The organism is Litchfieldella anticariensis FP35 = DSM 16096, from assembly GCF_000409775.1.
Taxonomy (GTDB): domain Bacteria; phylum Pseudomonadota; class Gammaproteobacteria; order Pseudomonadales; family Halomonadaceae; genus Litchfieldella; species Litchfieldella anticariensis.
Genome location: NZ_KE332391.1, coordinates 337281 through 349460, shown reverse-complemented (window position 1 = coordinate 349460; position 12180 = coordinate 337281). Strand labels below are relative to the sequence as shown.

Below are 12180 nucleotides of genomic sequence, written 5' to 3'. Positions count from 1 at the left end.
GCGGGAAAACCGCGCGGCTCATCTTCTCCAAAATGCGGGGGTGAACAGTACCAGCAGTGTGAAGATCTCCAGGCGCCCGAGCAGCATCGCCAGCACCAGGATCCACTTGGCCAAGGTCGGTATGTCGCCATAGTGGCTGGTGGCCTCACCCAGGGCGGGGCCAAGGTTGTTGAGTGACGAGGCCACTGTCGACCAGGCGGTGACTTGATCGACACCGGTGGCCATGACGCCTACCAGCATCAATAGGAACAGCATCACGTAGACCGAGAAAAAGCCCCATACCGCTTGGGCGACGCCATCGGGAACGCTGACCTTGCCTATCTTGACGGCGATGACGGCATTGGGGTGAATCAGGCGCAGAATCTCTCTCATGCCCTGCTTCAGGATCAAAATGATACGGATGACCTTGATGCCACCGCCGGTGGAACCGGAGCAACCGCCTACGAAAGCGGTCACGAACAACAGGAATGGCAGGGCACCGGGCCAGCCTGAGAAGTCGGCCACCCCGAAGCCAGAGGTAGTCGCGATCGAGACCACCTCGAACAAGCCATGGCGCAGAACCTCGGCATCGGTATAGGTGGACGTAAGCCACAACGAGGTCACTGTGACTAGGCTCAAACCGATCAAGAACAATAGCAGGAAACGGGCTTCCGGATCCTTCAGGTACTGGGTCAGGCGTTTTTCACGCCAGGCAACGAAATGCAGGCTGAAGCTCATGGCCGAAACGATCATGAAGCCAATACAGATCAGTTCGATGACGGCACTGTCGAAGTGCCCGATACTGGCGTCATAGGTGGAGAAGCCACCAATAGCGACGGTCGAGAAGGCATGCCCTACTGCGTCGAACCAGTCCATGCCCGCCAGCCAATAAGCGACGATGCACAGCAGGGTGATGCTGGCGTAGATATACCACAGTGCCTTGGCGGTTTCGGTGATACGGGGTGTCAGCTTGGAGTCCTTGAGCGGCCCGGGAATTTCGGTGCGATAGAGCTGCATACCGCCGACGCCCAGTGTCGGCAGAATGGCCACTGCCAGCACCACGATTCCCATGCCGCCTAGCCACTGTAGCTGTTGTCGGTAATAGCGGATCGCTTCAGGCAGAAATTCGATGCCGGTAATCACGGTGGCACCGGTGGTGGTCAGCCCGGAAAAGGATTCGAACACGGCATCAGTGAGGGACAGGGCGTAGGTATCTTCCAGCATGAGTGGCAGAGCACCGAACGACCCTAGTACGGTCCAGAACAGGGCAGCGATCAAAAAGCCGTCACGGTTTCGCAACTCCTTGCGGGCCAGACGGTTGGGCCAGTACAAGACGGCGCCGGTGGCAATGGTGATGGCGAGGGCGATGGTGAAGCCTTCCCAGGCGCCGTCGCGAAACCATAGGGAAATCAGAATCGGTGGTACCAGGGTCAGGCTGAATAGCATCAGTAGCAGGCCCAGGATGCGTAGAATGACGCGCAGGCTCATGATGGGACTGTCTCTGTCCAGTGAGGTGGCATCGCAAGCATGCTCAGAAGAATGTCAGGCCGACCTGGAACAACCGCTCCACGTCGCGGATACGGCGTTTGTCGATCACGAACAGGATGACATGGTCGCCGGATTCCACCACCACGTCGTGGTGAGCGATCAGGACTTCCTTGCCGCGCACGATGGCGCCGATGGTAGTGCCACTGGGCAGGTCGATTTCGTCGATGGTACGCCCCACCACCCTGGACGATCGCGAGTCGCCGTGGGCGATGGCCTCGATGGCCTCGGCGGCGCCGCGGCGCAGCGAGTGGACATTGACGATATCGCCGCGCCGCACATGTGTCAGCAGGCTGCCGATGGTGGCCTGTTGGGGAGAGATGGCGATGTCGATCTCGCCGCCCTGGACCAAGTCGACATAGGCAGCGTTGTTGATCAGTGTCAGTACTTTCTTGGCACCTAGGCGCTTGGCCAGCATCGATGACATGATGTTGACCTCGTCGTCGTTGGTCAGAGCACAGAAGATGTCGCAGTCCTCGATGTTCTCTTCCAGCAGCAGCCGCTTACTGGTGGCGCTGCCGTGCAGCACCACGGTGCGATCGAGGCGTTCCGAAAGCGAGGTGCAGCGCTCCAGGTTGTGCTCGATGATCTTTACCTGATGGCTATGCTCGAGATTCTCGGCCAGACGCTCGCCGATATGACCGCCGCCGGCGATGACGATACGACGGAAGTCACGGTCGAGCTTGCGCAACTCGCTCATCACTGCGCGGATGTCGCGACGCGCAGCGATGAAGAACACTTCATCGTCGGCCTCGATCACAGTGTCGCCGCGTGGAATGATCGGCCGGTTGCGGCGATAGATGGCTGCCACCCGAGTATCGACGTTGGGCATGTGGCGGCGCAGAAAGCCCAGTTCCTGACCTACCAGTGGGCCGCCGTAAAAGGCTTTGACCGCGACCAGCTGGGCCTGTCCTCCAGCGAATTCCAGTACCTGCAGGGCACCAGGATATTCGATCAGGCGTCGGATATGGTCGGTAACCACCTGTTCGGGAGTAATCAGAACATCGATGGGGACGGCATCGTGAGCGAATAATCCCTTGCGGGCCAGGTAGGCGGTGGCCCGGACGCGTGCGATCTTGGTTGGCGTGCGAAACAGGGTATGCGCCACCTGGCAGGCGATCATGTTGACTTCATCTGAGTTGGTCACCGCGATCAGCATGTCGGCGTCTTCACCACCGGCTTGGCGCAGGATCATCGGATATGACGCTGGGCCAGATACGGTACGAATATCCAGGCGATTGTGCAGTTCGCGTAGGCGCTCACCATCAGTATCCACGACAGTGATGTCGTTTTCCTCGTGGGCCAGGTGTTCGGCCAGGGTTCCACCGACTTGGCCTGCGCCCAGAATGATGATCTTCATGAATAGCGTATCCGCATGCTGATGACCGGTGATCGCCGGAAGATGGCCGGCAAACGCCGGCTAGCATAAACCACTCGCCCCGTCGAAGACAGGGCGAGGTAAGTCGTTCGTAACGGTACTGGCATGCTTACTCGAGTGTGAAACCGACCTTGAGCGTGACCTGCCAGTGAGCCACGCGACCTTGATCGATGTGACCCCGGGTCTCCGTCACCTCGAACCATCGCATGCCGTGAAGTGTCTGATTGGCCCTGGCCAGGGCTTGGGAGACGGCATCCTCGATGCTTTCGGTAGACGACCCGGTCAGCTCGATATGCTTGTAGACGTGGGACATGGGCCACTCCTTTGCCTGTGAGTCATGTATCTCTTGTCGAGATCACGCCAAGCGGCGCTTACTGCCAGTATAGGAACTCTCACGGATGCTTGAGCAAGCGAGCGTAGAAGAAGCCATCATGCCCATCTTCCACCGGCAATAACTGTCGTCCGACGCCGGCCGGGCGTCCCCAGCCCACTTGCTCCGGTGTAGTGGCGGTAGCGTCCGGTGTGCGGGAGAGAAACGCTTCGATCTGGTCGGCGTTCTCTTCAGGAAGCACCGAGCAGGTGGCGTATAGCAGGGTACCGCCAGGGAGGAGGGTCTGCCATAGGTTGTCGAGCAGTCGTGCCTGCAAGGTCGTGAGCTCTCGAATGTCTTCCGGACGACGCAGGCGTTTGATATCGGGATGTCGACGAATCACGCCACTACCGGAACAGGGAGCATCGAGCAGAATGGCGTCGAACTCGGTTCGGTCCCACCATGTCAGGTTGCTGGCATCGGCGTGGATCAACTTTGCCGTGAGGCCCAGACGCGAGAGGGTCGACTCGGCACGTGCCAGGCGTGAGGCATCGCTGTCGATAGCGGTTACATCCACGTCGAAAACTTCCAGCAGGTGGGCAGTCTTGCCGCCAGGAGCGCAACAGGCATCCAGAACACGTGCACCCGGGCGTGGTGCCAGAATCGGGCCTAGCAGTTCTACGGCAAGCTGGGCCGCTTCGTCCTGTACACTGACCACGCCGTCGCGAAAACCGGGCAGTGCATCGACGTCACAGGACTCGATCAGTGTTAGACCATCCGGTGCGTGTTGGCACAGGGTTGCCTCGAATCCTGCGCTGATGAGTCGCTCGCGATACACCTCGCGATCGACGTGACGACGATTGACGCGCAATGTCATGGGACCTGGCTGATTGTTGGCGATGGCGATTTCCCGCCAGTCATCGGGCCAGGCCCGGCGCAGCCACTTGAGCAACCAAGGGGGATGCAGCAGGGCCACGCAGGGGTCACGGTCGACTTTGGCCTGTAATTTGCTCGATTCACGTTGTAGGCGCCTCAGACACCCATTGATCACTCCGGTTGCCCAAGCTTTGTTGAGTACACGCGCGGCGCCGGCTGTCTCGCCCACGGCGGCATGTGGCGGGACTCGCAAATAGAGCAACTGGTAGATGCCGATCAGTAGTAGGGCCTGGATATCGGCGTCGCGCGACTTGAAGGGACTCCTCAGCAGTTCGCTGGCCAACGCTTCGAGACGCGGTAGGGTACGGCATGCGCCATAACACAGGGCGCGCAGCAACCCCCGGTCGCGCGCCGGCACCTGGCTATCGTCGAGACTGGCCAGCGAACCCTGGTCGGAAATCACCGGCAGTAAGGCGCGGGCTGCGGCTGCACGTACCGCTTGGCCACTGGAAACGGGGGACTTGTCATCCTGATTCATGGGCGAGGTTCCTCTTGCATGGGATCAGGCTGGCCCAGAAGGGTGCCAGTGTTCAAACGGTCGCCGCGGGCATTGAGCAGATCCCGGGCCGGTAAGGCCTTACCACCAGGGAGCTGGGCCAGGGTCACGCGTAGGACATCACTGCCGTCGTTTTCACAGGCGATACGCAAGGCATCGCTGTCGGCTGGCAGCAAACTGCCGGGAGGAGAATCCGGGTCATCGTCGCGGCGTCTGCCGGGCTCTGCTTGCCACAAGCGTAGCGTTTCACTCCCCAGCTTGGTCCAAGTGACGGGCCAGGGATTGAAGGCATGGATCTTGGCCACCAGTGCCGTGGCTGGTTGAGTGAAGTCCAGTTCGGCTTCGGCCTTGGATAACTTGGCGGCGTAGCTGACACCTTCCTCAGGTTGTGGTGTCGGTGCCAGGCCTAAACCCGCCAGGGCATCCAGTGCCTCGACGATGGCCTCGCCACCCAGTTTAGCCAGTTGATCGTGCAACTCACCACTGGTCGTCGTGGTGTCGATGAGGGTCGTACGCCTCAGGAGCATGGGGCCAGTGTCGAGGCCGGCATCCATCTGCATGATGGTCACTCCACTCTCACTATCGCCAGCCTCGATAGCACGTTGGATAGGCGCGGCGCCACGCCAGCGGGGCAGCAGCGAAGCGTGCACGTTGAGACATCCGAGGCGCGGGATGTCGAGCACTGCTTGAGGGAGCAGCAGACCGTAGGCCACCACCACCATGATGTCGGCATCGTGTGAAGCGAGTTCGGCCTGCACCTCGGCGCTCTTGAGCGATGTCGGCTGATACACCGGCAGCCCATGGCGGTGAGCCAATGACTTGACTGGGCTGGGCGTCAGTTTGCGGCCACGGCCGGCGGGACGGTCGGGCTGGGTATAGACGGCAACGACCCGGTGGTCACTGTCGAGCAGGGCCGAAAGGTTCGTGGCGGCGAACTCGGGGGTGCCGGCGAAGATCACGCGCAGAGGTTGAGTCATGGAGCAGGGCCTTGGCGTCGTCGTTAACGATGGGAATGACGACATGATAACGGAAACGACCCGTTAACGACGAAGGCCGGTCTTGAGTCTTTCCAAGGCCGGCCTTCAGGAGCAGTGATAGGGGAGAGGTCAAGCGCTCTGTAGTTGCTTGTGGCGCTTTTCCATCTTCTTGCGCACACGATCACGCTTGAGCGGTGACAGGTAATCGACGAACAGGATGCCTTCGAGGTGATCGTGCTCGTGCTGGATGCAATGCGCCAGCAGGCCGTCGGCTTCGAGTTCGTAGGGCTTGCCATCACGGTCGAGCGCCTTGAGATGTACGCGCAGGGCGCGCGGTACCTCGGCGTAGTATTCGGGGATCGACAGGCAACCTTCCTGCATCGACTCGCGCTCGTCGCCGATGGGATGATACTCGGGGTTGATCAGTACCAGCGGGCTGGATCTATCTTCGCTGACGTCCATGACGATCACGCGGCGATGCACGTCGACTTGGGTGGCCGCCAGGCCGATGCCTTGGGCCTCGTACATGGTCTCGAGCATGTCGTCGACCAGCTGGCGCACCTCGTCGTCGACGTTCTCCACCGGCGCTGCCTTGGTACGCAAGCGCTCGTCGGGGAATTCGAGGATGGGTAATTTGGCCATGGCGTTGAAATCACCGTTATGCTGTTGTGCCACAATGTAATGCCCATAGTTTAGTGGGCCGTTGCCCACAACGGAACCATGGACTTGCATATCAGACTGATAGCGAGAAGCTATGGTTCCCTTGGGCACGCTTTGCTGATCATACCATAAGGAGATGACGATGACGGCCAAGGAGTGGCTGATTCTCTCGCGATTGCCGGGGGTGGGTTCACGACGCTTGGCTGAATTGCTGGCACAGCGCCCAGTCTGGCCTGAAGGCTGGTTGAACTTGTTGCCTGACCAGGCTCGTCAGCACTTGCGGTTATGGCTCGATCACCCCCAACGCAGCCCGCTGCAAGCGGAGTGCGATGTGCTCGATGTGTGGTTGGCCGAAAACCCGTTGCATAGCCTGCTGCATCCCGATCACTCTGCCTGGCCATCCCTGCTTCGTGAACTACCCGATCCTCCGCCAGTGCTATGGGCAGCAGGCGACCTCGAAGCTCTAGTACCCCCCACTTTGGCTATCGTAGGTTCGCGTCGCCCTACCCGCGACGGCTTGGGCAATGCCGCGCGCTTCGGTGCCGAGCTGGCCGAGCGTGGCTGGTGTGTAGTCAGTGGTCTAGCACTGGGCGTGGATGGTCACGCTCAGCGTGCTGCCCTCGATGCTCATGGTCGCAGCGTGGCAGTACTGGGCAGTGGGATAGATGTCATCTATCCGCCACGACATGGCGACCTGTATCAACGCCTACTCGCCGAGGGTGGCCTGATTCTTTCCGAGCATTCTCCTGGCACCAAGGCGCGACCGGCTTTCTTTCCGCGCCGCAATCGTGTCGTTACCGGTTTGTCGTTGGGCGTGCTGGTGGTCGAAGCTGCCGAAAAAAGTGGCTCATTGGTCAGCGCGCGGCTGGCGATGGAGCAGAATCGTGAGGTCTTTGCCTTGCCTGGCTCTCTGCACAACCCTCAGGCGCGAGGATGCCTGAAATTGATCCAACAGGGCGCGGTACTCGTCACCGGTATCGATGACATTCTTGCCGAACTCGGTCATTGGGCGGGTGGCCTGGCTTCCAATGTCGCCAATGTTGCTTCCGTACCCGATGCGCCTGCTGTTGCGGACCCATTGCTGAATTGGCTGAGCGATGCGCCAACACCGCTGGACGCCCTGATCACTCTGACCGGCCAGGACGTGGCGAGCTGTCAGATGCGTTTGTTGGAACTCGAGCTCGCAGGGCGAGTGACTCAGACAGCCGGGGGGTGGATACGTTTGCCTGGCTAACGGATGCTATTGCCTTACGCCGGGGTTGTCTTGCTCATTCTCAGGGGAAGGCCAATGTACCTATGGGCATGTTAGAATGTGTGCCTTTTTCGGATACTGGTCTGCTCGAGGAGCGCCACCCCCATGAGTGATACCGCTGTTATCGAAACCGCCGTGGCAGCATTGCATGCTGGCGGGGTGATCGCCTATCCCACCGAAGCAGTATGGGGGCTGGGCTGCGATCCCGACAGTGGCGAAGCCCTTACGGCCTTGCTGCGACTCAAACAGCGCGACCCGGCCAAGGGACTGATCCTGATTGCCGGTGATATCGCCCAGCTCTCTGACTGGCTGTGCGATTTACCTTATGAACTGCATGCGCCGTTAGTATCCAGCTGGCCAGGGCCCAATACCTGGTTGGTACCTGATAATGGCCGTGCTCACCCTCTGCTACGCGGCTGTCATGACAGCGTGGCGTTACGCGTTAGCGATCACCCATTGGTCGGTGAACTGTGCGCCGCCTTTGGTGGGCCCATCGTTTCGACCTCGGCCAACCTGGCCGGTGAGCCGGAAGCCACGAATGTAGACGAGGTTCGACGTCAGTTTGGTGATCAACTGGCCGCCATTGTCGACGGGTCGCTGGGAGGACACGATCGCCCCAGTACCATCCGCGACCTGCGCAGCGGTCGGGTGTTGCGTACTTGACCCCCTTCATCCCCTTTGTCATACCGGAGGCCCCGTGGCTCACGCCTATCTCGATGCCGTCAAGACCTACTTGCTCGACTTGCAGGACCGGCTGTGCCAGGCACTGGCTGCCGCGGATGGCAGTGCCGAGTTTCGCGAGGATGCCTGGCAGCGCGAGGAAGGTGGCGGCGGTCGTTCGCGGGTGATCGAGAACGGCAGTGTGTTCGAGAAGGGCGGCGTCAATTTCTCGCATGTCTTTGGCGCTCAATTGCCGCCATCGGCTACTGCGGCGCGCCCTGAACTGGCCGGGCGTAGCTATCATGCGGTGGGTGTGTCCTGGGTGCTGCATCCAGAGAATCCGCATGTACCCACCAGCCACGGCAATGTACGCTTTTTCATCGCCGAAAAGGAAGGAGAAGCGCCGGTCTGGTGGTTTGGTGGCGGCTATGACCTGACACCGTTCTATCCGGTACGCGAGGATGTGGTGCATTGGCATCGCGTTGCCAAGCAGGCCTGCGACCCCTTCGGCGACGAGGTCTACGCGCGTTACAAGGCCTGGTGCGACGAGTACTTCTATCTCAAGCACCGCGGCGAGACTCGTGGGGTTGGTGGGCTGTTCTTCGACGACCTGAACGAAGGGGGCTTCGAATCGTGTTTCGCTTTCCAGCGGGCTGTCGGTGACAGTTTCCTGGAAGCTTACCTGCCTATCGTGCAGCGTCGGCATGGGATTCACTACGGGCAGCGCGAGCGTGACTTTCAGCTCTATCGTCGTGGGCGTTACGTGGAGTTCAACCTGGTATGGGACCGAGGCACCCTGTTTGGACTGCAAAGTGGTGGGCGCACTGAGTCAATCCTGATGTCGATGCCGCCAATGGCTACCTGGCGGTATGACTGGACCCCCGAGCCAGGTAGCCCCGAGGAGAGCCTGTATCGTGATTATTTGCGTCCACGTGACTGGCTAGGCGAATCATCAGGAGAATCGTCATGACAGATCGCTATTGTGTCTTCGGCCATCCGGTCGGCCATTCCAAGTCGCCGCAGATCCACGCGGCTTTTGCCGAGCAGACCGGAGAGACCATCGACTACAGCGCTATCGAGGCGCCACTGGACGATTTTATCGGAGCCTGGCAAGCGTTCATTGCCAAGGGCGGTGTGGGCGCCAACGTTACCGTGCCATTCAAGGAAGATGCCTTTCGACTCTGCGATACGCTTAGCCATCGCGCCAAACGTGCCGGAGCGGTAAACACTCTGGTGCTGGGTGGCAACGGCCAGACCTATGGCGATACTACCGATGGCGTGGGCCTGGTGCGAGACCTCGAGCACCATGGCGTCAAGTTAGCCGCTGCGCGCATCCTGGTGCTAGGAGCCGGCGGCGCAGTACGCGGCATTCTGGAACCGTTGCTGAAGGCCGGAGCGGCCAGCGTGCTGATCGCCAATCGCACTGCCGAGAAGGCTGAACGTCTGGCAGCGGATTTCATGGATCTGGGTGTGATTCGAGGTGGAGGTTTCGAGGCTGTGACCGGCACTTTCGATGTCGTGATCAACGGCACCAGCGCCAGCCTGGCCGGCGATCTTCCGCCGTTGCCCGACGATCTTTTCGCCAACGGTGCGACGGCCTACGACATGATGTACGGCGCTGAACCCACGGTGTTCCTGGCGTGGGCGGCCGAACGTGGTGCACGCCCTCTCGACGGCCTGGGCATGCTGGTCGAACAGGCTGCCGAGTCATTCTTCCAGTGGCGTAACGTTCGTCCTGAGACTGCACCAGTGCTGGCGGCGCTACGTCAATCCCTGTGATATGGAAGCGTTGCCAGGGACAGGCCATAGAGAAGGTCCTTTTCCATGGATGGAAAAGGTAGCGCCCATGGAAGGGTTTACAGCGCCTTCTCGAAGGCCTGCCGCCGGCAACGTGCAGCCTGCTTATCCGTGCCGCTCAGCGCTTCTTGACGTAAAGTCCGACCATGCACAGCACCACGCCAAGTACCGACAGCAACATGCCGCCGTTGACCAACCAGGGAGAGCGAACCTGCCAGGAGGCGAAGGGCTGAGGCGTGTCACGACACGCACCCTCCACATAGTTCCAGTAGCCTCCATTCAGTGCGCACTCGCGCACGTCGCCGAGTTCCCAGAAATACGCACCCATCAGAATCACGATGGGTGCGATCAGCAACAATAAACCGATTCGTAACATCAGAGGACGCCACCTCAGCCCGGATACGAGCAGTTGGGGCGTTTACCGGCACTGCGGGCCTGCTCATAGCGTGCCATGGCCTCGTTCATACCGGATTCCAAGCCACCGATACGCTGACCCTGGCTGGGGTGAGTGGACATCCATACCGGTGGTTGTGCACCGCCAGCGGCTTCCATTTTCTCCCACAGCTCGACGCTGGCCTGTGGGTCGAAGCCGGCGCTGGCCATCAGGGAGAGGCCGATGGTGTCGGCTTCGCTCTCGTGACGGCGCGAGAACGGCAGCAAGATGCCATACTGGGCTCCGGCGCCAAGCAGGCCCATCAGTTGCTCGCCTTGAGCTCCTTGCATGCCGGTAGCCGACTGCAGTACCGACAGCCCGAGTTGGGTCGCCGACTGGGTCGAGACGCGTTCGTTGGCATGATTCGCCAGTACGTGGGCGATCTCGTGGCCGATCACCGCGGCAAGTTGATCCTGGTTGGTGGCGATCTTGAGCAGACCAGTATTGACTCCTATGTAACCACCAGGCAGAGCGAAGGCGTTGGCCGAGTCGTCCTCGAAGACACGAATCTGCCAGTTCTGTGCTTGCTGCTGTTGGGGGAGTTCGGCGACCAGGGCACTGGCCACGCATTCGGCGAAGCGATGCGTAGCGCCACCAACGGTGGGCAATTCCTGTTGGTACTGGTTGAAGGCCTGCTGGCCCATTTGATTGAGCTGCTCGTCGGAATAGAGCGTCAATTGCTGCCGTCCTGTCGGTGAACTGGAACAGGCGGCCAAGGTGATACAGATTACGCCGACAGCGAGTCGGGGGATCCAGCGCATGCAGTTATCCTCATCGGGTCCAATACACGGTGCGATTGGACGAAGGCGGATGGTCTGCCACAAGATACCCCGAAACCAATCGAGGTCAACCATCTCCGAACACAGAGGGACAATCATGGATGCACAGTTATCCCAGCGCTTGCTGGAACTTCTCGAACGCGCCGATCATTGGCTGCCTCCGGCATCCGAACCCGTCGACTGGGAGCACGACATCGCCGCGCTTTGGCAGCGCCATGCCTTGGGTGGGCAATTGCTGCCAGTGGCGGTGCGTGATGCCGTGACTCTGGATGATCTGCTGGGTGTGGAGCGCCAGAAGCAAGCGTTGCTCGACAACACCCGTGCTTTCTTGCGTGGGTTACCGGCCAACCATGCCTTGCTATGGGGGGCACGTGGCAGTGGCAAGTCGTCTCTGGTACGTGCCTTGCTCAACTCACTGGGGAGTGAGGGTTTGCGGTTGATTCAAGTCGATCGCCACGACTTGGCGGGTTTACCGTTGTTGGTGCAACAATTGCGTGACGAGCCGCGGCGCTTCGTGGTCTATTGCGACGATCTTTCCTTCGAGGGTAGCGACGATGCCTACAAGGCGCTCAAGAGCGTGCTGGATGGGACATTGACCGGTCCGCCGGAGAACGTGCTGCTCTATGCAACTTCCAACCGCCGTCACTTGCTTCCCGAGTCGTTCGCCGACAACGAAGCCACCCGCCTGGTAGGTGATGAGTTGCACCATGGCGACGCCGTGGAAGAGAAGATCTCGTTGTCGGACCGCTTCGGCTTGTGGCTCGCTTTCCACCCCTTCAACCAGGCCACTTACCTGGCAACCTGTGGGCATTGGGTATGCCAACTCGGTGATGCCGGCGACTGGGATGAGGCGGCTCGCGAGGAAGCGATTCGTTTCGCGACCCTGCGCGGTGGGCGCAGTGGCCGAGCCGCCTGGCAATTCGCTTGCCAGTGGGTTGGCCAGCAGCGCTTGAAAGACCGCGCCTGAGACAAGCCGGA

13 protein-coding genes are annotated in these 12180 nt (G+C 60.5%); 5 read left to right on the top strand and 8 right to left on the bottom strand.

What is annotated here, in order from left to right; genetic code table 11:
- Window positions 1-18: 18 nt before the first annotated feature.
- The 6 genes from L861_RS14040 to def form a co-directional block, all read right to left on the bottom strand.
- Window positions 19-1467, bottom strand: coding sequence for a TrkH family potassium uptake protein (locus L861_RS14040; RefSeq protein WP_016417119.1), 1449 nt, complete (start codon window positions 1465-1467; stop codon window positions 19-21).
- 43 nt (window positions 1468-1510) lie between these two features.
- A complete protein-coding gene (gene trkA, locus L861_RS14035; protein WP_016417118.1) occupies window positions 1511-2884 on the bottom strand; it encodes a Trk system potassium transporter TrkA in 1374 nt (457 codons plus the stop codon).
- Window positions 2885-3011: 127 nt separating this feature from the next.
- Window positions 3012-3215 (bottom strand): dodecin, encoded by a 204-nt coding sequence (locus tag L861_RS14030; RefSeq protein ID WP_016417117.1) that lies wholly within the window; start codon window positions 3213-3215, stop codon window positions 3012-3014.
- Window positions 3216-3294: 79 nt separating this feature from the next.
- Complete coding sequence (gene rsmB / locus L861_RS14025) at window positions 3295-4626, bottom strand: 16S rRNA (cytosine(967)-C(5))-methyltransferase RsmB (RefSeq protein ID WP_016417116.1); 1332 nt, start codon at window positions 4624-4626, stop codon at window positions 3295-3297.
- The gene (gene fmt / locus L861_RS14020; RefSeq protein WP_016417115.1) at window positions 4623-5621 is read right to left on the bottom strand and encodes a methionyl-tRNA formyltransferase; all 999 of its coding nucleotides are present in this window, start codon (window positions 5619-5621) and stop codon (window positions 4623-4625) included. The genes rsmB and fmt overlap by 4 nt, the downstream gene beginning before the upstream one ends.
- A gap of 129 nt (window positions 5622-5750) precedes the next feature.
- On the bottom strand, window positions 5751-6263 hold the full coding sequence (gene def / locus L861_RS14015; RefSeq protein WP_027947653.1) for a peptide deformylase: 513 nt from the start codon (window positions 6261-6263) through the stop codon (window positions 5751-5753).
- A 160-nt stretch (window positions 6264-6423) separates the two neighbouring features.
- On the opposite strand from def, the gene dprA reads away from it, so the two are divergent.
- The 4 genes from dprA (at window position 6424) to aroE (ending at window position 9972) form a co-directional block, all read left to right on the top strand.
- The gene (dprA, locus tag L861_RS14010; RefSeq protein ID WP_016417113.1) at window positions 6424-7515 is read left to right on the top strand and encodes a DNA-processing protein DprA; all 1092 of its coding nucleotides are present in this window, start codon (window positions 6424-6426) and stop codon (window positions 7513-7515) included.
- Between the two features lie 123 nt (window positions 7516-7638).
- Window positions 7639-8196, top strand: a complete 558-nt coding sequence (gene tsaC, locus L861_RS14005) for an L-threonylcarbamoyladenylate synthase type 1 TsaC (protein ID WP_016417112.1) — start codon at window positions 7639-7641, stop codon at window positions 8194-8196.
- Window positions 8197-8230: 34 nt separating this feature from the next.
- The gene (gene hemF, locus L861_RS14000) at window positions 8231-9163 is read left to right on the top strand and encodes an oxygen-dependent coproporphyrinogen oxidase (protein ID WP_016417111.1); all 933 of its coding nucleotides are present in this window, start codon (window positions 8231-8233) and stop codon (window positions 9161-9163) included.
- Window positions 9160-9972 carry a shikimate dehydrogenase gene (gene aroE / locus L861_RS13995; protein ID WP_016417110.1) on the top strand — a complete coding sequence of 271 codons (813 nt, stop codon included), beginning with the start codon at window positions 9160-9162 and terminating at the stop codon, window positions 9970-9972. The genes hemF and aroE overlap by 4 nt, the downstream gene beginning before the upstream one ends.
- A gap of 136 nt (window positions 9973-10108) precedes the next feature.
- Here aroE and L861_RS13990 read toward each other — a convergent pair whose 3' ends face one another.
- On the bottom strand, window positions 10109-10366 hold the full coding sequence (locus L861_RS13990) for a hypothetical protein (protein WP_016417109.1): 258 nt from the start codon (window positions 10364-10366) through the stop codon (window positions 10109-10111).
- 14 nt (window positions 10367-10380) lie between these two features.
- Window positions 10381-11184, bottom strand: coding sequence for a M48 family metallopeptidase (locus tag L861_RS13985; RefSeq protein ID WP_016417108.1), 804 nt, complete (start codon window positions 11182-11184; stop codon window positions 10381-10383).
- Between the two features lie 115 nt (window positions 11185-11299).
- Here L861_RS13985 and L861_RS13980 point away from each other — a divergent pair, with 115 nt between their 5' ends.
- Window positions 11300-12169 carry an ATP-binding protein gene (locus L861_RS13980; protein ID WP_016417107.1) on the top strand — a complete coding sequence of 290 codons (870 nt, stop codon included), beginning with the start codon at window positions 11300-11302 and terminating at the stop codon, window positions 12167-12169.
- The last annotated feature ends 11 nt before the right edge of the window (window positions 12170-12180 follow it).